The organism is Sphingosinicella ginsenosidimutans, assembly GCF_007995055.1.
GTDB classification, from domain to species: domain Bacteria; phylum Pseudomonadota; class Alphaproteobacteria; order Sphingomonadales; family Sphingomonadaceae; genus Allosphingosinicella; species Allosphingosinicella ginsenosidimutans.
In genome coordinates, this window is sequence record NZ_VOQQ01000001.1 from 2,422,358 (window position 1) to 2,448,318 (window position 25,961).

30 protein-coding genes are annotated in these 25,961 nt (G+C 69.1%); 11 read left to right on the plus strand and 19 right to left on the minus strand.

Features of this window, described 5'->3' with window-relative positions:
* Nucleotides 1–2 precede the first annotated feature (2 nt).
* On the minus strand, nucleotides 3–1,646 hold the full coding sequence (locus tag FRZ32_RS12060) for a M28 family metallopeptidase (RefSeq protein ID WP_147043722.1): 1,644 nt from the start codon (nucleotides 1,644–1,646) through the stop codon (nucleotides 3–5).
* Nucleotides 1,647–1,820: 174 nt separating this feature from the next.
* Here FRZ32_RS12060 and FRZ32_RS12065 point away from each other — a divergent pair, with 174 nt between their 5' ends.
* A complete protein-coding gene (locus tag FRZ32_RS12065) occupies nucleotides 1,821–3,824 on the plus strand; it encodes an alpha/beta hydrolase family protein (protein ID WP_158635913.1) in 2,004 nt (667 codons plus the stop codon).
* Nucleotides 3,825–3,878: 54 nt separating this feature from the next.
* Here the strand turns inward: FRZ32_RS12065 and rpsD are convergent, their stop codons facing one another.
* Nucleotides 3,879–4,493, minus strand: a complete 615-nt coding sequence (gene rpsD, locus FRZ32_RS12070; protein WP_147043724.1) for a 30S ribosomal protein S4 — start codon at nucleotides 4,491–4,493, stop codon at nucleotides 3,879–3,881.
* A gap of 114 nt (nucleotides 4,494–4,607) precedes the next feature.
* Between rpsD and FRZ32_RS12075 the strand changes: the two genes are divergently transcribed.
* A complete protein-coding gene (locus FRZ32_RS12075; protein WP_147043725.1) occupies nucleotides 4,608–4,838 on the plus strand; it encodes a hypothetical protein in 231 nt (76 codons plus the stop codon).
* Here the strand turns inward: FRZ32_RS12075 and FRZ32_RS12080 are convergent.
* The 6 genes from FRZ32_RS12080 to FRZ32_RS12105 form a co-directional block, all read right to left on the minus strand.
* Nucleotides 4,781–5,038 (minus strand): hypothetical protein, encoded by a 258-nt coding sequence (locus FRZ32_RS12080; protein ID WP_147043726.1) that lies wholly within the window; start codon nucleotides 5,036–5,038, stop codon nucleotides 4,781–4,783. The two genes, FRZ32_RS12075 and FRZ32_RS12080, sit on opposite strands and share 58 nt — an antisense overlap.
* Before the next feature lie 63 nt (nucleotides 5,039–5,101).
* The gene (locus FRZ32_RS12085) at nucleotides 5,102–5,827 is read right to left on the minus strand and encodes an RNA methyltransferase (RefSeq protein ID WP_147043727.1); all 726 of its coding nucleotides are present in this window, start codon (nucleotides 5,825–5,827) and stop codon (nucleotides 5,102–5,104) included.
* Nucleotides 5,824–6,285 (minus strand): transcriptional regulator NrdR, encoded by a 462-nt coding sequence (nrdR, locus tag FRZ32_RS12090; RefSeq protein WP_147043728.1) that lies wholly within the window; start codon nucleotides 6,283–6,285, stop codon nucleotides 5,824–5,826. The genes FRZ32_RS12085 and nrdR overlap by 4 nt, the downstream gene beginning before the upstream one ends.
* The gene (gene glyA / locus FRZ32_RS12095; protein ID WP_147043729.1) at nucleotides 6,286–7,593 is read right to left on the minus strand and encodes a serine hydroxymethyltransferase; all 1,308 of its coding nucleotides are present in this window, start codon (nucleotides 7,591–7,593) and stop codon (nucleotides 6,286–6,288) included.
* Nucleotides 7,590–8,048, minus strand: a complete 459-nt coding sequence (gene rpiB, locus FRZ32_RS12100) for a ribose 5-phosphate isomerase B (RefSeq protein WP_147043730.1) — start codon at nucleotides 8,046–8,048, stop codon at nucleotides 7,590–7,592. Before rpiB ends, glyA begins: the two co-directional genes overlap by 4 nt.
* Nucleotides 8,049–8,109: 61 nt before the next feature.
* Nucleotides 8,110–8,964 (minus strand): LytTR family DNA-binding domain-containing protein, encoded by an 855-nt coding sequence (locus FRZ32_RS12105; RefSeq protein ID WP_158635914.1) that lies wholly within the window; start codon nucleotides 8,962–8,964, stop codon nucleotides 8,110–8,112.
* A 16-nt stretch (nucleotides 8,965–8,980) separates the two neighbouring features.
* Here FRZ32_RS12105 and FRZ32_RS12110 point away from each other — a divergent pair, with 16 nt between their 5' ends.
* Nucleotides 8,981–9,547 carry a DUF1579 domain-containing protein gene (locus FRZ32_RS12110; protein ID WP_147043732.1) on the plus strand — a complete coding sequence of 189 codons (567 nt, stop codon included), beginning with the start codon at nucleotides 8,981–8,983 and terminating at the stop codon, nucleotides 9,545–9,547.
* On the opposite strand, the gene FRZ32_RS12115 is transcribed toward FRZ32_RS12110, so the two are convergent.
* The 4 genes from FRZ32_RS12115 to murI all read right to left on the minus strand — a co-directional run bounded on the left by FRZ32_RS12115 (nucleotide 9,548) and on the right by murI (nucleotide 14,341).
* Nucleotides 9,548–10,306, minus strand: coding sequence for a sulfite exporter TauE/SafE family protein (locus FRZ32_RS12115; RefSeq protein ID WP_147043733.1), 759 nt, complete (start codon nucleotides 10,304–10,306; stop codon nucleotides 9,548–9,550). It abuts the gene before it with no gap.
* Nucleotides 10,303–11,517, minus strand: a complete 1,215-nt coding sequence (gene hemA / locus FRZ32_RS12120) for a 5-aminolevulinate synthase (protein ID WP_147043734.1) — start codon at nucleotides 11,515–11,517, stop codon at nucleotides 10,303–10,305. Before hemA ends, FRZ32_RS12115 begins: the two co-directional genes overlap by 4 nt.
* 86 nt (nucleotides 11,518–11,603) lie before the next feature.
* On the minus strand, nucleotides 11,604–13,457 hold the full coding sequence (locus tag FRZ32_RS12125) for an SH3 domain-containing protein (protein ID WP_147043735.1): 1,854 nt from the start codon (nucleotides 13,455–13,457) through the stop codon (nucleotides 11,604–11,606).
* 86 nt (nucleotides 13,458–13,543) lie between these two features.
* Nucleotides 13,544–14,341: a glutamate racemase gene (gene murI / locus FRZ32_RS12130; protein ID WP_147043737.1), complete on the minus strand. Its 798-nt coding sequence runs from the start codon at nucleotides 14,339–14,341 to the stop codon at nucleotides 13,544–13,546.
* A 104-nt stretch (nucleotides 14,342–14,445) separates the two neighbouring features.
* On the opposite strand from murI, the gene plsY reads away from it, so the two are divergent.
* The 8 genes from plsY (at nucleotide 14,446) to FRZ32_RS12170 (ending at nucleotide 20,639) form a co-directional block, all read left to right on the plus strand.
* The gene (plsY, locus tag FRZ32_RS12135) at nucleotides 14,446–15,057 is read left to right on the plus strand and encodes a glycerol-3-phosphate 1-O-acyltransferase PlsY (protein WP_243445285.1); all 612 of its coding nucleotides are present in this window, start codon (nucleotides 14,446–14,448) and stop codon (nucleotides 15,055–15,057) included.
* Nucleotides 15,058–16,146 (plus strand): DNA-processing protein DprA, encoded by a 1,089-nt coding sequence (gene dprA / locus FRZ32_RS12140; protein ID WP_147043739.1) that lies wholly within the window; start codon nucleotides 15,058–15,060, stop codon nucleotides 16,144–16,146.
* Between the two features lie 93 nt (nucleotides 16,147–16,239).
* Nucleotides 16,240–16,599: a hypothetical protein gene (locus tag FRZ32_RS12145; RefSeq protein ID WP_147043741.1), complete on the plus strand. Its 360-nt coding sequence runs from the start codon at nucleotides 16,240–16,242 to the stop codon at nucleotides 16,597–16,599.
* 76 nt (nucleotides 16,600–16,675) lie between these two features.
* Entirely contained in the window at nucleotides 16,676–16,849 is a 174-nt protein-coding gene (locus tag FRZ32_RS12150) for an HP1242/YdcH family protein (protein WP_147043742.1), read from the plus strand.
* A 121-nt stretch (nucleotides 16,850–16,970) separates the two neighbouring features.
* Nucleotides 16,971–19,490 (plus strand): type I DNA topoisomerase, encoded by a 2,520-nt coding sequence (gene topA / locus FRZ32_RS12155; RefSeq protein ID WP_147043743.1) that lies wholly within the window; start codon nucleotides 16,971–16,973, stop codon nucleotides 19,488–19,490.
* Complete coding sequence (locus FRZ32_RS12160; protein WP_147043744.1) at nucleotides 19,487–19,969, plus strand: FKBP-type peptidyl-prolyl cis-trans isomerase; 483 nt, start codon at nucleotides 19,487–19,489, stop codon at nucleotides 19,967–19,969. The genes topA and FRZ32_RS12160 overlap by 4 nt, the downstream gene beginning before the upstream one ends.
* Nucleotides 19,970–20,028: 59 nt before the next feature.
* Nucleotides 20,029–20,256: an AbrB/MazE/SpoVT family DNA-binding domain-containing protein gene (locus FRZ32_RS12165; protein WP_147043745.1), complete on the plus strand. Its 228-nt coding sequence runs from the start codon at nucleotides 20,029–20,031 to the stop codon at nucleotides 20,254–20,256.
* A gap of 2 nt (nucleotides 20,257–20,258) precedes the next feature.
* Nucleotides 20,259–20,639 carry a type II toxin-antitoxin system death-on-curing family toxin gene (locus tag FRZ32_RS12170; RefSeq protein WP_147043746.1) on the plus strand — a complete coding sequence of 127 codons (381 nt, stop codon included), beginning with the start codon at nucleotides 20,259–20,261 and terminating at the stop codon, nucleotides 20,637–20,639.
* Between the two features lie 16 nt (nucleotides 20,640–20,655).
* Here FRZ32_RS12170 and FRZ32_RS12175 read toward each other — a convergent pair whose 3' ends face one another.
* The 7 genes from FRZ32_RS12175 to ubiE are packed head-to-tail and all read right to left on the minus strand — an operon-like array spanning nucleotide 20,656 to nucleotide 25,925.
* A complete protein-coding gene (locus FRZ32_RS12175; RefSeq protein WP_147043747.1) occupies nucleotides 20,656–21,417 on the minus strand; it encodes a HesA/MoeB/ThiF family protein in 762 nt (253 codons plus the stop codon).
* Entirely contained in the window at nucleotides 21,414–21,860 is a 447-nt protein-coding gene (gene dut / locus FRZ32_RS12180) for a dUTP diphosphatase (RefSeq protein WP_147043748.1), read from the minus strand. The genes FRZ32_RS12175 and dut overlap by 4 nt, the downstream gene beginning before the upstream one ends.
* Entirely contained in the window at nucleotides 21,857–23,083 is a 1,227-nt protein-coding gene (gene coaBC, locus FRZ32_RS12185; protein WP_147043749.1) for a bifunctional phosphopantothenoylcysteine decarboxylase/phosphopantothenate--cysteine ligase CoaBC, read from the minus strand. Before coaBC ends, dut begins: the two co-directional genes overlap by 4 nt.
* 5 nt (nucleotides 23,084–23,088) lie before the next feature.
* A complete protein-coding gene (locus FRZ32_RS12190) occupies nucleotides 23,089–23,388 on the minus strand; it encodes a CcdB family protein (RefSeq protein WP_147043750.1) in 300 nt (99 codons plus the stop codon).
* Entirely contained in the window at nucleotides 23,388–23,636 is a 249-nt protein-coding gene (locus FRZ32_RS12195) for a type II toxin-antitoxin system CcdA family antitoxin (RefSeq protein WP_147043752.1), read from the minus strand. The genes FRZ32_RS12190 and FRZ32_RS12195 overlap by 1 nt, the downstream gene beginning before the upstream one ends.
* A gap of 31 nt (nucleotides 23,637–23,667) precedes the next feature.
* Nucleotides 23,668–25,200, minus strand: a complete 1,533-nt coding sequence (ubiB, locus tag FRZ32_RS12200; RefSeq protein WP_147044467.1) for a 2-polyprenylphenol 6-hydroxylase — start codon at nucleotides 25,198–25,200, stop codon at nucleotides 23,668–23,670.
* On the minus strand, nucleotides 25,197–25,925 hold the full coding sequence (ubiE, locus tag FRZ32_RS12205) for a bifunctional demethylmenaquinone methyltransferase/2-methoxy-6-polyprenyl-1,4-benzoquinol methylase UbiE (RefSeq protein ID WP_147043754.1): 729 nt from the start codon (nucleotides 25,923–25,925) through the stop codon (nucleotides 25,197–25,199). The genes ubiB and ubiE overlap by 4 nt, the downstream gene beginning before the upstream one ends.
* Between the last annotated feature and the right edge of the window lie 36 nt (nucleotides 25,926–25,961).

Below are 25,961 nucleotides of genomic sequence, written 5' to 3' on the forward strand. Positions count from 1 at the left end.
CTTTACCGCCGCTCCGCCGCCGTGCGGTCACGGATCGCGCGGAATTCGTCGCCTTCATACCAGTTCGGCCAGTCGGTCGAATCGGCGATCGCGCGGCCGATCTCGTAATAGATGCCGAGATCGCGGATCGCGCCGGACCAATCCCAGTTGGGATCATATTCGTCGCTCGGCTGGTGATAGCGGTGGAGCCGGTAATCGTCGGCCGCCGCGCGGCCGGCGGCGGTGCCGCCATTGACGAGATCCTGGCCGCTCCCCGCGTCGAGCATCGGCACGCCGAGCTTGGCGAAGCTGAAATGATCGGACCGGTAATAATAGCCGGCCTCCGGATTGGGCTCGTCGCGGACGGTGAGGTGGCGCGCGTCGGCGGCGCGCTGGAGATATTCGTCCAGCTGCGATTTGCCGCGCCCGGTGACGACGAGATCGCGGGTCAGGCCGAAGATGTTGAGCCCGTCCATGTTGACGCCGCCGGCGGTGCGGGCGAGCGGATAGATCGGGTGCTCGGCATAATATTGCGATCCGAGCAGCCCGGATTCCTCGCCGGTGACGGCCAGGAAGATGACGCTTCGGCCTGCCGCGCCGGCGCGGGTGTAGGCCTCCGCAAGCGCGATCAGCCCCGCGGTGCCGCTCGCATTGTCGAGCGCGCCGTTGCAGATGTCGTCGCCCGTCGCATCGGCGTCGCAGCGGCCCAGATGGTCCCAGTGCGCCGAATAGATCACATATTGGTCGGGGTGCGTCGTGCCGGGCAGGATGCCGACCACATTGTGGCTGGTCGAACGGCGGATCTGATTGTCGAGGCCGATCGTCGCGCGCACGCCGAGCGGGACCGCGCGGAAGCCGCGCTGGCCCGCGGCGCGCTCGAGCTGGTCGAGCGACTGGCCGGCGGCCGTGAACAGACGTTCGGCGGCGTCATGGGTGAGCCAGCCGATCACCTGGCTCTGGTCTTCATGGTTGTTCGGATCGTCGGTATTGTACTGCGCGCCGGTCCAGGAGGATTGGACGACGTTCCAGCCATAGGCCGCCGGCTCGGTCTGGTGGACGATGAAGACGGCTGCCGCGCCCTGCCGCGCCGCTTCCTCATATTTGTAGGTCCAGCGGCCATAATAGGTCATCGCGCGGCCGTGGAACGGGCCGTCCAGCGATTGCGACTGCCAGTCGGGATCGTTGACCAGCACGACCACTGTCTTTCCGCGGACGTCGATCCCCGCATAATCGTTCCAGCCCAGTTCGGGCGCGTTGATTCCATAGCCGACGAAGACGACATCGCTGTTCTCGACCCCGGTGTGCGTGGCGAGGCGATAGGTGTTGGCGACGAAGTCGGTGCGATAGGTGAAGGTGAGCGGCTCGCGGCCGCCGCTGATCGCAAGCGGCGTCGGCGAGGCCGTATTCTCGGCCAGCGGCACATCCTGGAACCAGTTGCCGTGATTGCCCGGCTGCAGCCCCGCCTGCTCGAAGCGCTGGCGGATATAGTTGATCGTCAGCTCCTCTCCGTGCGTCGTTGGCGCGCGCCCCTCATATTCGTCGGACGAAAGGGTGCGATCGACCTCCTTCAGCGTGTCGACGGAAATTTGCGGCGCCGCGGTCTGGGCGAATGCGGGCGCGACGGCGATTAGCGCGAGCGCGGCGGGAAGGAAAAGGCGGAAGGTCATGGACATAGGCTCCCTCTGGCTGGGGCCGACATGACAGGCGTGCCGAAAAGTTCAAGGGGCAGCGTCGCCGCGCGGGTTTTCAAATAAGTTTCGTAGTCGCCTTGCGAATCCTTTTGACCTCTTGCCTGAATTCCCGCGTGTCGCTTAGCTGAGCGGATGATGGGGGACGGGGCGATGAAAAAGACCATTCTTGGCGCGGCGGCGGCAATTCTTTGCGCGGTCGATCCGCTGCATATGGCGGCAATCGCCGCAACGGCCCAGACCGCGAGCGCAGCAGTCCAATTCGGGGCGCGCGAAAATGTCGAATATATCGATATCTCGCCCGACGGCCATCATGTCGTCTATCTTCAGGCCGGGCCCGGCCGCGCGACCTACGTGTTCCTCGCGGATCTCGACCAAGGCGGGGAATCGCGGCTGGTCGTCCGCTCGGACGGCAATCCGGAGCGATTGCGCTGGTGCAATTTCGTCACCAACGATCGATTGATCTGCCAGATGAGCGCCGTTGACTTCAGCGGGATCGTCGCGCTTCCCTTCACGCGCCTGATTTCCATCGATACGACGGGCCAGAATCTGAAGTTGCTGGGCCAGCAAAGCTCCTTCTACGACTCCCGCGTCCGCCAGTTCGACGGCGAGATCGTCGATTGGAGCGGCGGCGAGGACGGCACCGTGCTGATGAGCCGCAGCTACGTGCCCGAGGCGGGGCGGACCGGCTCGCACATCTCGCGCACGAGCGACGGCATCGGGGTGGACCGGATCGACGTGCGGACCTTGCGCGCGACGCGGGTCGAGGCCCCGAACCCGACCGCCAGCTTCTACATGAGCGACGGCCGCGGGGTCGTGCGCGTCATGGCCACGCGTGCGATGCGCGGGGCGACAGGCCAGCTCGGCGCGACCGTCGATTTCAGGTACCGCGCCGACGGCAGCGAGCGCTGGCAGACGCTTGGCAGCTGGGACACACGCACCGGCGCCGGCCTGTATCCGCTCGCCGTCGATCGCGATCTCGATGCGGTCTATGTGCTGCAGAAGCTCAACGGCCGGCTCGCGCTCTATCGGGTCAAGCTGGACGGATCGATGGCGAGCGAGCTCGTCTATGCGAACGAGCATGTCGACGTTGACGACGTCGTCCGATCGAGCCGGGGTTTGCGGGTCATCGGCGTCACCTTCGCGGAAGCGGAGCGCCGGACCGTCTATTTCGATCAGGATTATGCGGCGCTCGCGCGCAACCTGGGCCACGCCATCCCGAACCTTCCGTTGATCGATTTCGGCAGCGCCAGCGCGGACGGAAACCGGATTCTGGTTCACGCCGGCTCCGATTCCGATCCGGGCCGCTATTATGTCTACGACCGCGCCACCCGCCGGCTGAACGAGATCATGCTCGCCCGGCCAGAGCTTGAGAACGTCGCGCTCTCGCAGGTTCGGTCGATTTCCTATCCCGCAGCCGACGGAAGCCAGATTCCGGGTTACCTGACGCTTCCGCCGGGGCGGGAGGATGCGCGCGGACTTCCGGCGGTGATCCTGCCGCATGGCGGCCCTTCGGCCCGCGACGAATGGGGTTTCGACTGGCTTGCCCAATATCTCGCGCACCAGGGCTATGCGGTCCTCCAGGCCAATTATCGAGGCTCCGCCGGCTATGGCGACGACTGGCTCAGGCAGAACGGCTTTCAGGGATGGCGCACGTCGATCGGCGACATCACCGCCGGCGCGCGCTGGCTGGCGCAGCAGGGCATCGCCGATCCGAACCGGCTCGCGATCCTTGGCTGGTCCTATGGCGGCTATGCCGCGCTGCAGGCCGGCGCGACCGAGCCCGGCCTGTTCAAGGCGATCGTCGCGATCGCCCCGGTCACCGATCTCCAGCAGGCGAAGGACGATGTCGCCGATTATACCGACGCGCGCAATGTCGCCGAATTCATCGGCTCGGGCCCGCATGTGGCGGAGGGCTCTCCGTTGCGGCACGCCGATGCGATCGTCGCCCCGGTATTGCTGTTCCACGGCGATCACGATCTGAACGTGCGCGTCATCCATTCGCAGCGCATGGATGCGGCGCTGCGCGCCGCCGGCCACCAGAGCGAACTGACGGTCTTCCCGGGCCTTGAGCACGATCTCGCCGATTCGACGGCGCGCGCGCAGATGCTCGGGCGGATCGGCGCGTTTCTCGACGCCAATCTCCACCGCCAATGAAAAAGGCGGCCCCGGCGGGGCCGCCTCTTCATTGCCGGAATTCGAGAAGCCGGATCAGCGCGAGTAGAACTCGACGACCAGGTTCGGCTCCATGCGGACCGGATAGGGCACTTCGTCCAGCGTCGGGACGCGGGTGAAGGTCACCTTCGCGGCGCCGTCGGGCACGACATAATCGGGGATGTCGCGCTCGGCGAGACCCTGCGCTTCCAGCACCAGCGCCATTTCCTGCGCCTTGGCGCCGAGCGTGATCTCGTCGCCGACGTCGATGCGGCGCGATGCGATGTTGCACTTCACGCCGTTGACGCGGACGTGGCCGTGGCTGACGAGCTGGCGCGCGGCCCAGATGGTCGGCGCGAACTTGGCGCGATAGACGACGGCGTCGAGCCGGCGCTCGAGCAGGCCGATCAGGTTCTGGCCGGTATCGCCCTTCATCCGCGCGGCCTCGCTATAGGCGCGCTTGAACTGCTTTTCGGTCACGTCGCCATAATAGCCCTTGAGCTTCTGCTTGGCGCGCAGCTGGATGCCGAAATCCGAAAGCTTGCCCTTGCGGCGCTGGCCGTGCTGGCCGGGGCCATATTCGCGCTTGTTGACCGGGCTCTTGGGGCGTCCGAAGACGTTCTCGCCCATCCGGCGGTCGAGCTTGTACTTGGCGCTTGAGCGCTTCGACATTCAAATTCTCCAATTCGCGTGTTCAAAGGACCCTGGAGCCGCACCGTCCCGCCATGCTGCCGGACGCGGCCGCCGCTTCACCAGGGGTGCGGGGCCAATTGCGAAGGCGCGCACATGACCGCGGCGGTCGCAAAAGTCAACCGCGCGGACGCCGCAGGGGCGTCAGCAGCCGTGCAGCGCGCTACGGTTTCGGAAGAATCCGGTATTGCCGCCGGAACCCTCGCCATCGAGGTTGGTCTGGCGGATCTGGCGGTTAACGAGGTCGTCCCGCGCCGCGCGGCCGCCGATCAACCGCCGCTATGGTCGATGATCGTCGTCTGCGCGTGCTCGATGTCGCTGCGCTGAATGCGCCGCTGCTCGGCCCATTGCGCCGCCGTCATGCACACGCGTTCGCCCTGCAGGCGCGATCCGGTCTGGGTGATTCGGCGGCAGATCATGCGATCCGGATCCTCGGAGCCCTTTTGCGCCGGTTGCTGGGCCATCGCCCCGGCAGCCGCCGCACCCGCGACGCTCGCGAGTGTCGCGACCAGGATGAGCTTCTTCATATGACTCTCCGTAAATCCCTGATTCTTCGATCCGTCGCAATATCCGATCAGGGCGAACGAACGTCAAGCCGACCCGCGCCGGCCCTCGGTGAGCGCACGCACGATGCCGCGCAGCGCCTGGATCTCGCGTGAAGACCAGCGCGCCTTGGTCAGGATCGTGCGGATCGTGTTCTTCGTCGCCGGCGTCCGATCGGGCGGGTGGAAATAATCGACCCTGGCCAGCGATTCGTAGAGCTGCTCGATCAGCCCTTCGAGATGGGCGTGCGGGGCCGGCGGCTCCAGATTGTCGTTCCGCGTCGGCACCGCCAGCGCCCGTCCCTTGGACCATTCATAGGCGATCAGGATCACCGCCTGGGCAAGGTTGAGCGATCCGAATTGCGGGTTGATCGGGACGGTGACGATCTTGCCGGCGATCGCGACCTCGTCGGTCTCCAGCCCCGAGCGCTCGGCGCCGAACAGGATGGCCGACGGCCCGTCATTCCCCCGGACCTCGCGCGCCGCCTCCTCGGGGGAGACGACCGGGACGACGAGCCCGCGCCGGCGGACGGTGGTCGCATAGACGAAGGGGCAGTCGCCGACCGCCTCGGCGACGGTATCGAAGACCCGCGCCTGTTCGAGCACCATGTCCGCGCCCGACGCCGCCGGTCCCGCCGCCGGATTGGGCCAGCCGTCGCGCGGCGCGACGAGCCTGAGGTCGGTCAGCCCGAAATTGAGCATCGCCCGCGCCGCCTTGCCGATATTCTCGCCAAGCTGGGGACGGACGAGGACGATGGCTGGGCCCGCGCTCACTCCTTGCCCGCTTCGGTGACGGAGCCGGCGAAATCCTCGAAATCCTTGGCTTCGCGGAAGTCCTTATAGACGCTGGCGAAGCGGATATAGGCGACTGGATCGAGCGCCTTCAGTCCCTCCATCACCATCTCGCCGATCGCGGCGGAGGAGGTCTCGCTCTCGCCGCTCGTCTCGATCTGGCGCTGGATCGAGGAGGCGAGCCGCTCGATCCGTTCCGGCGGCACCGGGCGCTTGCGGCAGGCGGTCGCGATCGAACGCTCCAGCTTGGCGCGCTCGAACGGCTCGCGCCGGTCGTCGGATTTGAGGATCGTAAGCTCGCGAAGCTGGATCCGCTCGAACGTGGTGAAGCGCGCGCCGCAATCCTCGCACTGGCGGCGGCGACGGATCGCCGAGCCGTCCTCGGTGGGACGGCTGTCCTTCACCTGGCTGCTGTCGAAGGCGCAGAACGGGCAGCGCAATTACAGATCCTGGTAGATGGGAAAGCGGTCGCAAAGCGCGCGGACCCGGGCCTTCACCGCCGCCTCGACCGCGCCATTGCCCTCGTGCCCGTTCGCCCTGAGGCCGTCGAGCACGTCGGCGATCATGTCGGCGATGTCGCGGAACTCGGCGACGCCGAAGCCGCGCGTCGTGCCGGCGGGCGATCCGACGCGGATGCCGCTGGTCTTGATCGGGGGCAGCGGATCGAAGGGCACGCCGTTCTTGTTGCAGGTGATGGCCGCGCGCTCCAGCGCCTCGTCGGCATCCTTGCCGGTGATTCCGAGCGGGCGCAGGTCGACGAGGGCGAGATGCGTGTCGGTGCCGCCGGCGACCAGATCGGCGCCGCGCTCCTTCAATCGGGCCGCCAGCGCCTTGGCATTGGCGATGACGGCGCGGGCATAGGTCTTGAACCCCGGCTCCAGCGCCTCGCCGAACGCCACTGCCTTGGCGGCGACGACATGCATCAGCGGCCCGCCCTGAAGCCCGGGGAAGACCGCCGAGTTGATCTTCTTCGCGATTCCCTCGTCATCGGTCAGCACCATGCCCCCGCGCGGGCCGCGCAGCGTCTTGTGCGTCGTCGTGGTGACGACATGCGCGTGGCCGAAGGGGGAGGGGTGCTCGCCCGCCGCCACCAGCCCCGCGAAATGCGCCATGTCGACCATGAACAGTGCGCCGACCTCGTCGGCGATCGCGCGGAAGCGGGCGAAATCGATATGGCGCGGATAGGCCGATCCGCCGGTGATGATCAGCCGCGGCCGGTGTTCCTTGGCGAGCCGCTCGACCTGGTCGAAATCGATGAGGTGATCGTCGGCGCGCACGCCATATTGGACGGCGTTGAACCACTTGCCCGACATCGCTGGCTTGGCGCCGTGGGTCAGGTGCCCGCCCGCGTCGAGGCTCAATCCCATGATCGTGTCGCCCGGCGTCGTCAGCGCCAGCATCACCGCCCCGTTCGCCTGCGCGCCGCTATGCGGCTGGACGTTGGCGAAGCCGCATCCGAACAGCTGCTTCGCCCGCTCGATCGCCAGCGTCTCCACCGCGTCGGAGGGCGCGCAGCCCTGGTAATAGCGGCGCCCCGGATAGCCCTCGGCATATTTGTTGGTGAGCACCGAACCCTGTGCCTCGAGCACGGCGCGGCTGACGATATTCTCCGACGCGATCAGCTCGATCTGATGGCGTTCGCGGTCCAGCTCGGCGGCGATGGCATCGGCGACGGCGCCGTCGGCATCGCGAAGCCGCGTGGTGAAGAAGCCGTCGGGCTGGACGTCGGAGAGCGGCTGGCTGCTCATGCGGGTTCCTTGACGAAGCGGGGGTGGGTAAGCTTGGCGACGCGCCCGGCATGGCGGCCGCCCTCGAAGCCGGCGGTGAGGAAGGATTCGATGCAGGCCTTGGCCATGTCGAGCCCGATCAGGCGCGCGCCGAGCGCGATCGCGTTGGCGTCGTTATGCTCGCGCGCGAGGCTCGCGGAATAAGGTTCGGAAACGAGCGCGCAGCGGCAGGCGGGGTGGCGGTTGGCGGCGATCGAAATGCCGATGCCCGATCCGCACAGCGCGATTCCCATGTCGGCCCGCCCTTCGGCCAGCGCCTCGGCGAGCGCATAGCCGTAATCGGGATAATCGACCCGGTCGGCGGAATGGGGGCCGAGGTCGACCACGTCGTGGCCGGCGTCGCGCAGCCATTCGGCGAGCACCGTCTTCATGTCGAAGCCGGCGTGATCGGACGCGATGGCGAGACGCTGGGTCATGCTGCTTGCTCTGGCCTGAATCGGGGGGCGAACCCGATCTAGTCTCCCCGGCGCTTCAACGCTAGCCCGGCGGACGCAGCCAGCCGCGCGATCGCACGTCGGCCAGGTGGCGCGGGCTGATCCGCAGCGCGCGGCCGTCGACCAGCACGAGCCGCCACTGCCGTCCCTCGCGACGTGCCCCGACGACGCCGCGTTCCGCGACCCAGGCGCTGCGGTGGATACGCGCCCCCGGCGCCCCGTCGAGCTCGGCGAGGCCGTCGCGGAAACGACCGTGGATGAGGAGCTGGCCGCCGCCGGCGCGATGGATCCGGCAATAATGATCCTCCGCCTCCATCGCGACGATCTCGGCGGGATCGACGCCCGCGCGCGCCAGCGGCCCGGCCGGTCGCGTTGGCGCGGCCGCGCGGAGCCGTCGCCGCGGCCATCGCCCTGGCGCGGCGAAGATCGGCAGCGCCAGCGCGCCGCTGATCGCCACTGCCGACAGCCAGATGGAGAGATGCGAGACCGGCCCGGCCTGGCCGACCGCCCAAAGCGCGGCGCGGACCTCGATCGGGAGCAGCAGATTGAGGAAGATCGCCCCCCAGCCGATGGCGGCCGGCCAGTCCTGATGTCCGCTCACCGTCGCGGCGATCCACGCCTGCCATTTCGCGGCGTTCCAGCCGAGCAGCAGCGTCCAGAAAGCGAGGCGGGTGCCGAACGGAAGCGCCCCGGTCCCGAACGCGCCGGCGATGGTGGCGACGACGATCGCGGCGATCGACCCGAGCCAGATGCGCGAGCCGCCCGGCGGAACGCGTTTCGCGAAGGCGCGAACGCGCTTCGCGAAATTCGGCTTGTCGCGGCCGGACGGCGATGGCCGGGTCGTGGCGAGCATCGGCGGCATGGGTGCAAGGCTGCCATCCGGTGCGCCGTTGTGCAACGAGGGAGGTTCGAAGATGGGGTACAAGTTCGTCCTGGCATTGGCGCTCGCGGCGGCGGCCGCGCCGATGGCGGCGGCGCAGGCGCCCGACGCGGCGGCGATCGAGGCGCAGCGGACCGCGATGGCGCGCCTGTCCTGGATGGAGGGCCGCTGGCGGGGGCCCGCCGTCACGCAGACGCCCTCGGGCGAGCATCGCGTGACCCAGACGGAGCGGATGGGCCCGGCGCTCGACGGCACCATCCGGGTGATCGAGGGCAAGGGCTTCGCGGATGACGGCCGGGTCGCGTTCCACGCCTTCGGCATCGTCTCCTACGATGTCCGGCAACAGGCCTATTCGATGCGGTCCTACGCGCAGGGCCGGGTCGGAGACTTCCCGATCCGCCTGACCGACACCGGCATGGTCTGGGAAATCCCGGCCGGGCCGATGACGATCCGCTACACCGCCACGGTCGCCAACGGCACCTGGCACGAGGTCGGCGATCGGATCGTGCCCGGCCAGCCGCCGCAGCGTTTCTTCGAGATGACCCTGACCCGGATCGGCGACAGCGACTGGCCGGAGGCGGGCGCGGCGACGGCGCCCTGATCAGGCGGCGGCCTCGAAGGCGAAATAGCCGGCGAGGACAAGGCCGCCGACGACCACGACGACGCGCAGCGTGCCGGGCCTGACCAGGCTCGCGAGCCGCCCGCCGGCCGCGCCGCCGGCGAGAGCGCCGACCGCCATCACCCCGGCGATCGGCCAGACGATGCCGCCGCTCGTCGCGAAATAGAGGGCGGCGGTGACATTGGCGGCGAGAGACATCGCCTGCTTGAGCGCATTGAGCCGGGTCAGGCTGTCCTCGATCGCGATGCCGATCAGGGCGAGGAAGATGACGCTCACCCCGGCGCCGAAATAGCCGCCATAGACGGCGGCGATCGCGACCGGGGCGATCGCCCAGCCGAGCGCGATCCGGCGCGTGCCGCCGCTGAGGCGCCGCCGCAGCGGCTCCTGCACCGCGAGCAGGGCGCTGGCGGCGAGCACCAGCGCCGGCACCAGCGTCATGAAGGTGCGGTCGCTGGTCCGGGTGAGCAGCCAGGCGCCGATCACCCCGCCGAGCGCCGCGACCGGGAGCAGGATCGCCAGCCGCCGTCCCTGCCCGGCGAGGTCGCGCCACTGGCCGACTACGCCGCCGACATAGCCGGGGCAGAGCGCGACGGTGTTGGTGATGTTGGCCGATACCGGCGGCACGCCGACGGCCAGCAGCACCGGGAAGGTGAAGATCGATCCGCCGCCCGCAATCGCGTTCACGCAACCGGCGCCGAAGGCGGCGATGAGGAGGAGCAGGAAATCGAGCGGCGCGATCACGCCGCCCAGCGCATCTCCAGCCGGTCCCAGATTTCGACCAGCGCCTGGGCGAGCTCGCGCATCATCTTCTCGTCATGCGCGGGGCCCGGGGTGAAGCGAAGCCGCTCCGTGCCGCGCGGCACGGTCGGGTAATTGATCGGCTGCACGTAGATTCCATATTCGGCGAGCAGGATGTCGCTGATCCGCTTGGCCTTCACCGGATCGCCGACGAGCAGCGGCACGATATGCGTGGTCGACGGCATCACCGGCAGCTTCGCTTCGGTGAAGATCTGCTTGAGCAGCGCGGCGTGCTTCTGCTGCGCGTCGCGCTCGGCCGACGAGGCCTTGAGGTGCCGGACGCTCGCCAGCGCGCCGGCGACGAGCACCGGCGACAGCGATGTCGTGAAGATGAAGCCCGGCGCGTAGGAGCGGATCACGTCGATGATGTTGCGGTCGGCCGCGATATAGCCGCCCATCACGCCGATCGCCTTGGCGAGCGTGCCTTCGATGATCGTGACCCGGCTGGCGACCGCGTCGCGATCCGAAATGCCGCCGCCGCGCGGTCCGTACATGCCCACGGCATGGACCTCGTCGAGATAGGTGATCGCCTGATATTTGTCGGCAAGATCGCAGATGGCGGCGATCGGCGCGACGTCGCCGTCCATCGAATAGACGCTTTCGAACGCGATCAGCTTCGGCGCCTCGGCCGGCGCGGCCGCCAGCAGCTCTTCGAGATGGGCGAGATCGTTGTGCCGGAACACCTGCTTCTCGCAGCCCGAATTGCGGATGCCGGCGATCATCGAGGCATGGTTGAGCGCATCGGAGAAGATGATGCAGCCGGGCAGGATCTTCCCCAGCGTCGAGAGCGTCGCCTCGTTCGAGATGTAGCCCGAGGTGAAGAGCAGCGCGCCTTCCTTGCCGTGCAGGTCGGCCAGCTCGTTCTCGAGCTCGATATGATAATGGCTGTTGCCGGAGATGTTGCGCGTGCCGCCCGATCCGGCGCCGACATCGTGGAGGGCCTCCTCCATCGCCGCGATCACCTTGGGATGCTGGCCCATGGCGAGATAGTCGTTGGAGCACCATACGGTGATCGGCTTCGGCCCGTTATGGCCGGCGAAGCAGCGCGCGTTGGGGAAGGCGCCCTTGTTGCGAAGGATGTCGATGAAGACGCGATAACGCCCCTCGGCATGAAGACGCTCGATCGCCTCCGCGAAAATGCGCTGATAGTCCAAGTCTCTTCCCCAGATGCGCCCGCTGACCGCCAATAGCGGAATTCGGGCGCAAAATGCCAGTGAGAACCGTTCGCAATAAGGACTGTTCAGCGCTTGGACGGACGCGCCGGCCCGGCGAAGGCGCGCAGTTCGACATAGCCATATTGCCGGCCCGCGTGCACCATCACCCAGCCGTCGCCGTCATCGTCCTCGAGGATTCGGACATCTTCACCGGCTTCCACGGTGGCGACCACCGGCGATGCTGAATCCGGCGAGGCATGGACCGGGAGGTCCGCCCGGGCGGGCGTTGCGCCGTAGGGGCCGTCGTCGAAAAACGGCGCTGTGACGGCGAGGCGTAAAGACGGCGAGATGTCGAGGCGCCAGGCGCCGTAGAGACCGCCCGTGAGCGTCGTCGCGGTGATCAGGGTGGCGAGCAGCCAGCCGGAGCGTGTCCAGCCATGGCTCGGCGGCGAGAGCGGCGTTTGGAGGTCGAGCCTGCGCCCCAGCGCCTTGAGCCGGCGGCGCACCCGCGCACGGCCGGCAATGCCCCAGGCCAGTCCGGCGGCCAGGGTGGCGAGGATCAGGTAGAAGAAGGTCCTGATCCGGTCGTCGGTCACGCCATTTCGGCCGGTGAGGGATGCGATGCAGATCAGCGCGCCGCCCAGCCCGACCAGGGCGGCGATGCCGAGATTGCTCCGCCAGGTCGCGCCCGCCTCGCGCTCGCGCAGAGCGCCGACCCCGCGCGTCACGACCTTGCCGATCGCCGCGGCGCCCGCTGGACCGATCGCGACGCCATATGTCGCGAGCATCGCCCGTGCCACTACCCCTTCCTGCGCGGCGGCCTGCTGCGCCTTGCCGCCCATCTTCGGCCCCGCCACGGTGACGTCGATCGCCTCGCGCAGCAGTCGCGATCCGGCCAGTCGGCTGGCGATCTCGACCCAATCGGCCTCCTCGTCCGCGCCGGGCAGGTCGAATATGCGCGCGATGATCGGCTCGCCCTCGACGAGCGGATTGCTGTGCCCGATCGACCAGAAAAGGGCGCTCGTATTGCCGGCCCGCGCCATCGCCCGCGCGCCGATCGCCGAGGCGTCGAAATTGATCTTCAACACGCCCTTCGCCGCCTCTTCCTTGCGGCGCACGTTGGCAAGCGCGATGCTGCCCCGGTCGAGCAGCGTCTCCCAGCCGCGGTTCAGCATGGCGCGCCAGGTCTCGTCCTCGACCTGATCGAAGGCAAGGCCGCTGCGCGCGCTCACCAGCGCGGTTCGCGTGTAAAGATAGTGGCGCTTGCCCGCACCGGCGCAGTCGGCGCAGGTGACATGGCCCGATCCGCTGCACGTCCCGCACGGCACGTTCCCCTGGCCGCGGCAGGTGCGGCAGGTCTCGTCGCGCCGGCCGCGGGCCCCGCAGCCCCAGCAGGGGTCGTTATAATATTCGGTCGTCCACTGGTAACCGGTGCCGACCATGACCTGGACGCTGCGGCTGCGCCGGAAATAGCCGGCGCCGCCGCACGATGTGCACCTCATGTCCTCCCGGCCGGTCCCGCGGCAGGGCCCGCATGATACGCGCCCACTGGCGCTGCAGCCGCTGCAATCGATCACCGCCCGGCCCCTGCAGCTGTCGCACGTCTCCCGCTTCGTCTCCTCGAAGCGATAACCGGGCAGTGGCTTGTCGGTCAGCGGCCGAAGCCAGGCGCGCGGGGATTCCGCCGCGATCCTGGCCATCGCCGCATCGAGAGGCCGGGCCGCGAGCGCCGCGTCGACCTGTGCATCGATCGACGGCGTCGACAGCGCCCGCTCCGCACGCGACCGCTTTTGCTCCCAGCGGAAGGTGAAGCCGGTCTGGCCGCGCAGCCTCAGCGTCGCCGATACGGTGTCGTCGAGCCTCGGATCCGCGATATTTCCCTCGGCGCGCGCGCGCAGCCATCCTTCAAGCGCGGTGAGCGCAGCGTCGTGTTCGGCCATGATTTCCCCCGCTTTTCCCGCGGAGCATGACCGATCGAACGGGGTCGATCAAGCGGCCGTCCGGCAAGCGACCCGTTCCGTTACGCTCAGAGCGTCTCGATCCGCTTCAGCCCGAAGGCGGCGAGGCCCGGGACATAGGCCTCGGCCTGCGCGGCGCCGCCGGTGAACAAAGCGGCGTCCTCATGCGGCCCGGCCGGCCATTCGATCTCCCGCGCCAGCCAGGCGGTGCGCCGGGCGATCCCCGCGCTGCCGTCGACGAAGGCGATCGGTCGCGGCGCGGCGGCGGCCAGTTCGTCCTCGACGAGGGGGAAATGGGTGCAGGCCAGCACGATCGTGTCGATCCGCTCACCGCCCGGCTGGTCGAACAGGCCGGCCAGCGCGCGCGCGGCGGCTTGCGGATTCGCCGTCTCGCCGCGCAGCCGCGCCTCGGCGCGCTCGACCAGCGCCGCCGATCCGTGGCGGATGACGGCGCAGTCCGCCGCGAACTCGCCGGCCAGCCGGTCCACATAGGGCTGGACGATGGTGGCGTCGGTGCCGAGCACGCCGATCGCGCGCGTTTTCGAAAGCGCCGCGGCGGGCTTGATCGCCGGCACCGTCCCGACGATCGGCAGGTCGAGCGCCGCGCGCACCGCATCGAGCGCGATCGTGGAGGCGGTGTTGCAGGCGATGACGATGATCGCCGGATCGTAGCGCTCGGCAAGCCGCCCGAGCAGCGCCGGCACCCGCGCCGCGATCTCCACCGGGTTCTTCGTCCCATAAGGGAAGCCGGCGCTGTCCGCGACATAGAGGATCGGCGCGTGCGGGAGCTCGGCCCGGATCGCCTTCAGCACCGATAGGCCGCCGACGCCGGAATCGAAGACGAGGATTGGGCCGGCGGCGGTCATCGCCCGCGGATGTAGCGCCGGATGCGCGCGTTTCAAATCCCGCTGTCCCGGCAAGGTTGCGCATCCGCCGGGCTTTGCCTAACCCAGCAGGCAGGGGAGAGAGCGTGATTACCTGGGACATTGCGGGTCCGCCGCTGCTCGCGTTGCTGCTCGGCTATGGGCTGGGCGCGATCCCGTTCGGCCTCATCCTGACCCGCCTCGCCGGGCTCGGCGACGTGCGCGCCATCGGATCGGGCAATATCGGCGCGACCAACGTGCTGAGAACGGGCCGCAAGGGCCTCGCCGCCGCCACCCTCGTCCTCGATGCCGCCAAGGGCGCCGCCGCGGTGCTGATCGCGCGCTGGCTGTGGCCCGATACGGATCTGGCGCGCCTCGCCGCGATCGCTGCCTTTCTCGGCCATCTCTACCCGGTCTGGCTCGGCTTCAGGGGCGGCAAGGGGGTCGCGACCCTGCTCGGCATCCTCGCCGCGCTCGCCTGGCCGGTCGCGCTCGTCTTCGCGGCGGTCTGGATCGCCGCCTTGCTGATCGCCCGCTATTCGTCGGTTGCCGGCATGGCCGCGGCGTTCAGCGCCCCCATCGCCGCGGCGGCGCGCGGCGGCATCGGGGAGGCCTTGCTCTTCCTCGGCTTCGCCCTGCTCGTCCTGTGGCGCCACCGCGCCAATCTCGCCCGGCTCTTCGCCGGGACGGAGCCGAAGGTCGGGGCCGCGAAGGGCTGAATGACGCGCCCGGCCGATCATGTCGCCCGCCTGCGGCTGATCCGGTCGGACAATATCGGCCCGATCACCTATTTCGAGCTGCTCGCCCGCTTCGGCTCGGCCCAGGCCGCGCTGGACGCGATTCCCGATCTCGCCGCGCGCGGCGGCGGCCGGCCGCCACGGCTCGCGCCGGTCGCGCTGGTCGAGCGCGAGATGGAGGCGGTGGAGCGATTGGGCGCGCGCTATCTCTTCCTCGGCCAGGGCGCCTATCCGCCGCTGCTCGCCGAGCTGGAAAGCGCGCCGCCGGCGCTGATCGCGTCCGGCGATGCCGCGCTGCTCGATCGGCCGGCGGTGGCGATCGTCGGCGCGCGCAACGCCTCGGCTGCTGCCTGCCGCTTCGCCCGCGTGCTCGCCCAGGATCTCGGCCAGGCGGGCGAGGTGGTCGTGTCCGGCCTCGCCCGGGGAATCGATACCGCCGCCCATGACGGGTCGTTCGCGACCGGCACGATCGCGGTGATCGCCGGCGGAATCGACATTTTCTACCCGCCGGAAAACGAGGCGCGGCAGCGCGCGATCGCCGAACAGGGCCTGCTGCTCGCCGAACAGCCGCCGGGAACGGAGCCGCGCGCGCGCCATTTCCCCTATCGCAACCGCATCATCGCCGGCCTCGCCCACGGCACGGTGGTGGTCGAAGCGGCGCCGAAATCCGGCTCGCTGATCACCGCCCGCCAGGCGACGGAGTTCGGGCGCGAGGTGATGGCGGTTCCCGGATCGCCGCTCGATCCGCGCGCGCAGGGCTGCAACCAGCTGATCCGCGAAGGCGCGACCCTCGTCCAGAATGCGGAGGACGTGCTCGAGGCGCTGCGCCCCCTGCATGTCCGCCCGCTACGCCAGCGCCGCGCGGATTACGCCTCTCCCGGTGCCTCCGCCGATGCCGACGAAGCGGCCCGCCGCGCGGTCGCCGACCTGCTCGGGCCGACGCCGGTTCCGGTGGATGAGTTGATCCGCCAGTCCGGCCTCGCGCCCGCCGAGGTGCAGACGGTGCTCCTGGAGCTGGAGCTTGCAGGCCGGCTCGAACGCCATGCCGGGGGGCGGGTGAGCCTGGCCTGACGCCGGGATCGCGATCGTCCCGCCGCGGCCCTTGTCCCGGCCCGGTCGCGACCCCAATTGGAAGGAAGGCACCAGCCGGACAGGAGAGCGGACTTGTTCGACAGCGGCGAAGCGGGGCGCAGGCCAAGGCCGGTTGCGGTCCTCGCGCTGTTGTTCGGTCTGCTGGTCGCCTTGCCGGGCAGCGGCGCACCGCTTCGCGCCGATCCCGGAACGGCGCGGATCGGGTCCGGCGCCGATATCCGCGCCTCGTCGATCCTTTGTTGCAGCGCCCGCCAGGACAGCGAATCGCCGGACGGCCGGTGCAGCCACGGCTTCCTGCCGCCGTCGCCGCCGGCCATCGTCACGCGCCGGTCCGCCCTGCGCCCGGCGGCAAGCTGGTCGGGGCGCGACTCCGGTCTCGCGCAGCCCGACCGGGCAACGCACTACAGGGCCCGGGCGCCTCCAGCCGCCTGAGCTTTCGATCCGCCCAATTCACGAAACAGGGCGGCCGCGCCCGATGGCCGGCACGCCCCAATGCTGGAGCAACTTCATGTCGTCTTCCACTTATCGCCTGATGGCCATTCACCGCAGCCTCGATGATTCGATCCGCAAGGAGATGCGGCGGCGTATGCCGGACAGCTTCCGCCTGCTTCGGCTCAAGAAGATGAAGCTGGCCGTCAAGGATCGGCTCACCGCGCTGATGCGCCGGGGCCAGGGCCGCTGATCCGGCGGGGCGGCCGGTGCGCGAGCCCGCGCCGGCCGCTTCCTTTTCCACAGGCCGCCTTGACGACGCCGCTCGACCGTCTCCACCTTGTACGCGTACGCGTGAGGAAATCCGGGGCATCATGAAGCTGGTCGTCGTCGAATCGCCTGCAAAGGCGAAAACCATCGAGAAGTATCTGGGCGGCGGCTATCGCGTGCTCGCCTCCTACGGGCATGTCCGCGATCTGCCGCCGAAGGACGGATCGGTCGATCCCGATCACGGCTTCGCGATGCAGTGGGAGGCCTATGCCGACAAGGCGAAGCAGCTCAAGGCGATCGCCGATGAGGCGAAGAAGGCGGATGCGCTGATCCTCGCCACCGACCCGGATCGCGAGGGCGAGGCGATTTCCTGGCACGTGCAGGAGGTCTTGGCGAAGAAGAAGGCGCTGCCGGCCCATGTCGAGCGGGTCACCTTCAACGCCATCACCAAGTCCGCCGTCACGGAGGCGATGGCGCATCCGCGCGCGCTGGACGAGGATCTGATCGACGCCTATCGCGCCCGCCGCGCGCTCGATTATCTGGTCGGCTTCACGCTCTCGCCCGTGCTGTGGCGCAAGCTGCCCGGCGCGAAGTCCGCCGGCCGCGTCCAGTCGGTCGCGCTGCGTCTCGTCGTCGACCGCGAGCGCGAGATCGAGCTGTTCCGGCCGCAGGAATATTGGTCGGTCGCCGCGACGCTTGAGGAAGACGGCACCGAATTCCTCGCCCGCCTCGTCCGCTACCGGGGCGAGAAGATCGATCGGCTGACGATCGGCGACGAGGGCACCGCGCTTGCGGCGAAGAAAGCGGTGGAGGAGGGGCGCTTCACCGTCACCTCGGTCGAAACCAGGCCGCTCACCCGCAATCCGCCGCCGCCCTTCACCACCTCGACGCTGCAGCAGGAGGCGGCGCGCAAGCTCGGCCTGTCGGCAAGCGTCACCATGCGGCTCGCCCAGAATCTCTACGAGGACGGGGCGATCACCTATATGCGTACCGACGGCGTCCAGATGGCGCCGGAGGCGATCAGCGCCGCGCGCAAGGCGGTCGCCGACCGCTATGACGCCGGCTACGTGCCGGACAAGCCGCGCCATTACGAGACCAAGGCGAAGAACGCGCAGGAGGCGCACGAGGCCATCCGGCCGACCGATTTCTCGCGCGAGCGCGCCGGATCGGGCGATCATGCCCGGCTCTACGATCTCATCTGGAAGCGCGCGCTGGCGAGCCAGATGGCCTCGGCGCGGCTTGAGCGGACGACCGCCGAGCTGACCGACGGCACCGGCCAGCACGCGCTTCGCGCCACCGGGCAGGTCGTCCTCTTCCCCGGCTTCCTCGCCCTTTACGAGGAGGGGCGCGACGACGAGGCCGACGAGGATTCGCGCCGCCTGCCGCGCCTCAAGGACGGTGACGTGCCGGCCAGGAAGAAGGTCGAGGCGGAACAGCATTTCACCCAGCCGCCGCCGCGTTATTCGGAGGCCTCGCTGGTCAAGAAGATGGAGGAGCTCGGCATCGGCCGGCCGTCCACCTATGCCTCGATCCTCCAGACGCTGAAGGACCGTGACTATGTCCGGCTCGACAAGAACCGCTTCATCCCGGAGGAGAGCGGGCGGCTCGTGACGGCTTTCCTCGAACGCTTCTTCGAGCGCTACGTCTCCTACGATTTCACCGCCCATCTGGAGGACGAGCTCGACGACGTGTCGGGCGGCCGCGCCCAGTGGCAGGCGGTGCTCGACGCCTTCTGGCGCGATTTCAAGCCCAAGACCGCCGAGGTGATGGAGCGCAAGCCATCGGACATCACCGCCGCGCTCGACGAGTTCCTGTCGCCCTGGCTGTTCCCGGATAAGGGCGACGGCAGCGATCCGCGCCTGTGTCCCTTGTGCGGCACCGGCCGGCTGGCGCTTCGCGGCGGCCGCTTCGGCGCCTTCGTCGCCTGCTCCAACTATCCCGACTGCAAGTTCACCCGCCGCTTCGGACAGGGCGACGAGGCGGGCGCCGACAGCGGGCCGCAGGTGCTTGGCCAGGATCCCGAAACCGGCCAGGACGTCACGCTGCGCTCCGGCCGCTTCGGCCCCTATTTCCAGCTCGGCGAGGGCAAGGAGGCCAAACGTGCCTCGCTGCCCAAGGATGTCCCGGCGGCCGAGGCCGATCTCGAGACGGCGCTGCGTTTCCTCTCGCTTCCGCGCACCGTCGGCACGCATCCCGAGACAGGCAAGGAGATCGTCGCGAATATCGGCCGTTACGGGCCCTATCTTCAGCATGACGGCAAATATGCGAAGCTCGGATCGACCGCGGAGGTGTTCGAAATCGGCATGAACGCCGCCGTCGTGAAGCTCGCCGAGGCGGCCAATGGCGGCGGCCGGCGCAGCGGATCGCGCGAGCCGCTGAAGGTGCTCGGCCCGCACCCGCGCACCGAGGCGGAGATCCGGCTGATGGAGGGACGCTTCGGCCCCTACGTCACCGACGGCACGACCAACGCGACCTTGCCCAAGACGGTCGCCCCGGATGCGCTGACGCTCGAGGAGGCCGCGCAGCTCATCGACGATCGGGCCGCCAAGGGACCGCCCGCGAAAAAGGGGAGGGGCCGCAAGGCGCCCGCCCGCAAGACCACCGCCAAGGGGAAGAAAGCATGATTTCGACGTTGCGCGCCGCTCTGTCCGGCGCCCTGCTTCTCGCCGCCGCGCCGGCGCTCGCCCAGGTCGGGCCGCCGGCGCCGGCCGCGCCCACCGATTATGCCGCCGCCCAGACGGCCTTCCTCGACACGCTGAGCCCGGCGCAGGGCTGGCAGGCGACGGCGAGCGGGATCCGCTATCGCCGCGTCCACGGCCCCGGCACCGGCGCCCATCCCACCGTCGCCGATATCGTCCGGCTGCGCTATTCGGTGAAGTTCACCGACGGGCGCGAGCTGGAGAATAGCGGCGCCGATCCGGTCGATCTGCCGCTCGGCCGGCTGATCCGCGGCTGGCAGGAAGGGGTGCCGCTGATGGGCGTGGGCGACCGCTATGAATTCGCGATTCCCGCCGCGCTCGCCTACGGGCCCGCGGACAACGGCCCGATCCGGGGCGGATCGACCCTGCTGTTCACGATCGATCTGGTCGCGATCAATCCGTAGCGGCGGGGCGGCCTGACGCAGGCGTGGCGTTTCCGCCGCGCCTGTGTTATAACATCCGTATGAACAAGCCGCTCAAACTCATCGCCATCGGCAATTCCACCGGCGTCATCCTCCCCAAGGACGTCCTCGCCCGCCTGCGCCTCGAGCAGGGCGATGCCGTCAGCGTGGTCGAGACGCCTGGCGGCGTGGAGCTGCGCGCGCATGATCCCGAGTTCGAGCAGCAGATGGAGGCTGCGCGCGAAGTGATGCGCCGCCGCCGCGACGCGCTTCGCGAACTTGCGAAATAGCCATGTGGACTTGGGTGTCCGACGCGATCGCGCTCGCCGCGCATCGCGAGCAGATCGCCGAGCATGGCGGCGGCGAGGGCGTGCGCGATCTCGGGCTGTTCGAATCGGCCATGGCGCGGCCCCGCAATCTCGCCGCTTATGGTGAGCCGGATGCGGCGGATCTCGCTGCGGCTTATGCCTTCGGAATTGCGCGTAACCACCCGTTCGTTGACGGGAACAAGCGGACCGCCGCGGTGATCGGCGAAACCTTTCTCAATCTCAACGGCTTGCAGCTTGACGTCGGCAATGCGGAACTCGTCGTCCAATATCTCGCCCTCGCCGCCGGCGAGGTGTCGGAGGAGGAGATGGCGGGCTGGCTTCGCGAACGGATCGTCGCGCCCTGAGCCGCCCTGCGGCGCCCTAACGCGCGGTTCCGCAGGTGCGGCAGGCGGGATCCTTGACGATCCGGATCGTTCGCATCGCCGGCTTGAGCCCGTCGAAAATGTGCATCCTGCCCGTCTGGTCCTCGCCGAACCCGGTGATCGCGCGCACCGCCTCGAGCGCCGCAAAGCAGCCCGCCAGCCCCGCCATCGCGCCGAGCACGCCCAATTCCGAACAGGTGTCGCAATCCTCGGCGTCGAAGGCGTCGCCGACATAGCAGCGATAGCAGGGCGCCTCCGCCGTCCAGCCCCGAAACGTGCCGATCTGCGCCTGGAACTGGCCGATCGCGGCGGAGACGAGCGGCACCCGCGCCGCGGTGCAGGCGTCGGACACCGCGAGGCGGGTCGCGAAATTGTCCGATCCGTCGATCACCGCATCGGCGCCGGCGATCAGGCCAGGGGCGTTGTCCGCCCCGATCCGCGCGACGATGGCCTCGACCGCCACGTCGGGATTGAGCGCGGCCACGCGCCGCTTCGCCGTCTCGGCCTTCAGCGCGCCGATATCCCCGGTGCCGAAGATCGGCTGGCGCTGGAGGTTGGCGAGCTCGATCCGATCGTCGTCGATGATCGCCATCGCGCCGATCCCGGCCGCCGCGAGATAGGGGATGGCGGCCGCGCCGATCCCGCCTGCGCCGATGACGACGACGCGCGCGCCGAGCAGCTTCTTCTGCCCCTCGCCGCCAATCTCCTTGAGCACGATATGGCGGGCATAGCGGTCGAGCTGGTCGTCGGAGAGGATCACCGCCCGGTCGAGCCGAAGCCGCCCAGGCCCCGTGCCGTCTCGTCGAGCAGGTCGACCTCGGCGAAGCGGGCGCGCTGGACGGGCGCCGGGACGAGCTGCGCGATCCGCTCGCCGCGCACCACCTCGAACGGCGCGTCGCCAAGGTTGATGAGGATGATCTTCACCTCGCCGCGATAATCGGCGTCGATCGTGCCGGGCGTGTTGAGGCAGGTGATGCCGTGCTTCAGCGCAAGGCCGGAACGCGGGCGCACCTGCACCTCATAGCCCTCGGGGATGGCGATGGCGAAGCCGGTCGCGACCGCGTGGCGCGCGCCGGGGGCCAGGGTCACGCTTTCCGCCGCGACCACGTCGAGCCCCGCCGCATGATCGCTCGCATAAGCGGGGAGCGGCAGGCCGTCGCCATGCGGCAGTCGAAGCAGCGCGATCTCGATCTCGGGCCTCATCGGCCGCCCCCGCCGATGACATCGGCGATCCTCCGCGCGAGCCGCCGCGCCACCTCGCTTTTGTCCATCCGCTCCCAATGCTCGATCCCTTCGGCGGTGACCAGGTGGACCTCGTTGCGCTCCCCGCCCATCACGTCGCCGGAGACGTCGTTGGCGACGATCCAGTCCGCGCCCTTGCGGGTCCGCTTCGCCTCGGCCTCGGCCTCCACATTCTCGGTTTCCGCCGCGAAGCCGATCAGCAGTTTCGGCCGGCGCGGATCGGCGGCGAGCCCGGCGAGAATGTCGGGATTGGCTGCCCAGTCGAGCCGCGGCGGCCCGTCCGCCTTCTTGAGCTTGTGCGAGGCCGCCTCGACCCGCCAGTCCGCAACCGCGGCGACCAGCACCGCCGCATCGGCCGGGAGCGCGTCGTCGACCGCGCGCTGCATCTCGCTCGCCGTCTCCACGTCCCGCCGCGTCACCCCAGCGGGCGTCGCGAGCGCGACCGGCCCGGCCACCAGCGTCACCCGCGCCCCGAGCCGCGCCAGCGCTCCGGCGATGGCGAAGCCCTGCTTGCCGGACGATCGGTTGGCGATCACGCGCACCGGATCGATCGGCTCGTGGGTCGGGCCGGCGGTGACAATCACATGCTTGCCGACCAGTGGCGCGTCGGCGGCGAAATCGGGTTGGCCCTCGAGCGGATCGGGCGCGCCGAGCATCCGCTCGATCGCCGCCAGGATCGCCTCGGGCTCGGGCAGGCGGCCGGGGCCATATTCGCCGCACGCCATCTCGCCCTCGTCCGGCTCCATCACCGTAACGCCGTCGGCGCGAAGCCGGGCGACGTTGCGCCGGGTCGCGGGGTGAAGCCACATCCGCACGTTCATCGCCGGCGCGGCGAGCACCGGCTTGTCGGTGGCGAGGAGGAGCGTGGAGGCGAGCTCGTCGGCGAGGCCGGCGGCCATCTTCGCCATCAGATCGGCCGTGGCCGGCGCGACCACCACCAGGTCCGCCTCGCGGCTGAGCTGGATATGGCCCATCTCGGTCTCGTCCTTGAGGTCCCACAGCGCGGTATGGACCTGTTCCTCGGAGAGCGCGGCGAGCGTCATCGGAGTCACGAAATGCTCGCCGCCGCGGGTCAGCACGCAGCGCACCCGCATCCCCGCCTTGCGGATCAGCCGGATGAGCTCGCACGCCTTGTAGGCCGCGATCCCGCCGCCGATGATGAGAAGGATGCGCTTGCCCGTCATCGCGCTCAATAGCCCGTCAACAACATGTCGAGCGCGTTCATGATCGCCGAATGTTCTTTGGCGAGCGAGACGATTGGCGTTCCCAATTCCCGGATCGGCATTGCGCTGGCAAATTGCGTGAACATAATGACCGTTTCGCCTTCGATCTCGAACTTTGGATTGAGCCGGTCAGCCGCGACGGCGGGCGCCTCGTCCGGCGGCAGCAAGGGCACTACCAGCCGCGTATTGAGGCCGCTCAGGATGTCCGCCTGGCAATCAAGCACCAGCGCTCCGTCCGGCTGGCGGTGCACGTCGAGCCGGGCCATCAGAACATCCGATAACGGGCAAGCGGCAGGCCGTGCTTTTCGACATAGGCGTTCGAAGCCTCGATCGCCGCACGATTCTCCTCTAGCCATCGTTCCCGTCGAGCCCGCGCGACCTCTTCGGAGAGCCCGCGCTCGCAGGCCTCGGATACGTTGATATCGAGCTGCCTGGCCTCTTCGATCAGGTCCGATCGCAAGGACACGTTGGTGGGGCGTTTGGTTGCCGCGACTCTAACGGAACGAACGGTCATGCACATTATTTATGCGCATTATCGATACGAATCAAGCGAGGAGCCACAACGCGCCAGCCCCAGCCACCGCCCCGATCAACCCCACCGCCACGTAACGCAGCAGCCCGAACGGGCGGATCACCACCACCTCGGGGAGCGGCGGGGCAGGGGGTGCGGCGCCCGGCGGTGGGTAATAATAATCGATCCGCCGGACGAGGTCGGGCAGGTGGCGGAGCATCCGGGCGCCGCGCACGATCGAATCGGCGAGCCGCGCCTCGGGGCCGAGCTCGCTTCGCACCCATTCGGTGAGGAACGGCTCGGCCGCCTCCCACATGTTGATATCGGGGTCGAGCGCGGTCGCGACGCCTTCCTCCATCACCATCGTCTTCTGCAGGAGCAGGAGGTGCGGCTGGGTCTGCATGTCGAAATCGCGGGTGATCTTGAACAGCCCGTCGAGCATCCGCCCGATCGAGATGTCCTTCACCGGCAGGCCCCGGATCGGCTCGCCCACGGCGCGAAGCGCGGTCGCGAATTCGTCGATATTGTGGTGCGGCGGCACATAGCCCGCCTCGAAATGGATTTCGGCGACGCGGCGGTAATTGCCGGTGATGAGGCCGTAGAGAATCTCGGCCAGCCAGATCCGCGCCTGCCGGTTGATCCGGCCCATGATCCCGAAATCGATCGCCGCCAGCCGCCCGTCGGGCAGCGCGAACAGATTGCCCTGGTGCAGATCGGCGTGGAAGAAGCCGTCGACCACCGCCTGGCGAAGGAAGGCGCGCACCAGGATCGTCGCCAGCGCCTTGAGATCGTGGCCCTCTTCGATCAGCCTGGCGCGATCGGTGAGCTTGATGCCGTCGATCCACTCCAGAGTCATCACCCGCCGGCTGGTCCGGCTCCAATCGATCTGGGGCACGAAGAAGCCGGGCTCGGCGACCAGATTCTCGCGCAGCTCGGAGGCCGAGGCGGCCTCGAGCCGGAGGTCCAGCTCGCGATTGGTCCATTGCCGGAAGGTCGCGATGACGAGGCGGGGGCGCAGGCGCGCGATCTCGCCGCCCATCTGCTCGACCTGGGCGGCGGCCCATTCATAGGTCTCGATCGCCTTTGCGAAATCCTCCTCGATGTTCGGCCGCAGCACCTTGACCGCGACCTGGCGGCCGTCGGTCGTGACGGCGCGGTGGACCTGCGCGATCGAAGCGGCGCCGACCGGCTCGGGATCGATCTCGGCGAAGACCTCCTCGATCGGCCGCTCCAGCCCTTCCTCGATCGCCGCCCTGATCACCGCGAAGGGCGCGGGCGGCAGGCTGTCCTGCAGCCGTGTGAGATCGGCGGCCGCCGCCTCGCCGACCAGGTCCGGCCGGGTCGCCAGCGCCTGGCCGAGCTTGATCGCGGCGGGGCCGATCGCCTGGAAGGCCTCGGCATAAGCGGGGACTTTCGGCACGCGTGCGCCGAAGCGGGCGATGCGGCAGAGGCGGCGCACCGGCGGCGGCGTGTTGGGATCGCGCTCGATCCCGCGCAGCGCCCCGTGCCGGGCCAGCACGCGCCCCCAGCGCAGCAGCCGCCAGACATGCACCGCCGGGCTGGTCAAATCTTCCACCCGCTGTGGATGGCGACGAGGCCGCCGAGGATCGGCTCGGCCTTCACCCGGGCGAAGCCCGCGGCCTCGATCATCCGGGCGAAGGCCGCCATGTCGGGGAATCGCTCGATCGACTCGATCAGGTAGCGATAGCTGTCCTCGTCCTTCGCCACGACCTTGCCGATCTTGGGCACGATACGACGCGAATAGGTCTCGTAGAGCGTCGCGAATCCCGGCCAGCGCGTCTGCGAGAATTCAAGGCAGTAGAAGCGCCCGCCGGTCTTCAGCACCCGGTGCGCTTCCTTCAGCGCCGCCGGGATGTCGGTCACGTTGCGGATGCCGAAGGCGATCGTATAGGCATCGAAGCTGCGATCGGCGAAGGTCAGCCGCTCGGCATTCTGCTCCGACCAGTCGAGCCCCTCGATCGCCCGCGCCTTCGCCCGCTCGCGCCCCACCGCGAGCATCTCGGGATTGATGTCGGACACCGTCACCCGCGCGCCGCGCCGCGCCATGCGGAAGGCGATGTCGCCGGTGCCGCCGGCCATGTCGAGGATCGCCTCCCCGGCGCGCGGCCGCACGAGCCGCACGAAGCGGTCCTTCCACAAACGGTGCTGCCCGCCGGACATGAGATCGTTCATCACGTCATAGCTGGCGGCGACGCTGGAAAAGACGCCGCGCACGCGCCGCGTCTTCTCCTCAGGCGAGACCTGCTCGTGGCCGAAAGAAACCTTGTCCATCGCGCGCGGCTCTAGCAGGGGAGAGGGGATGGTGAA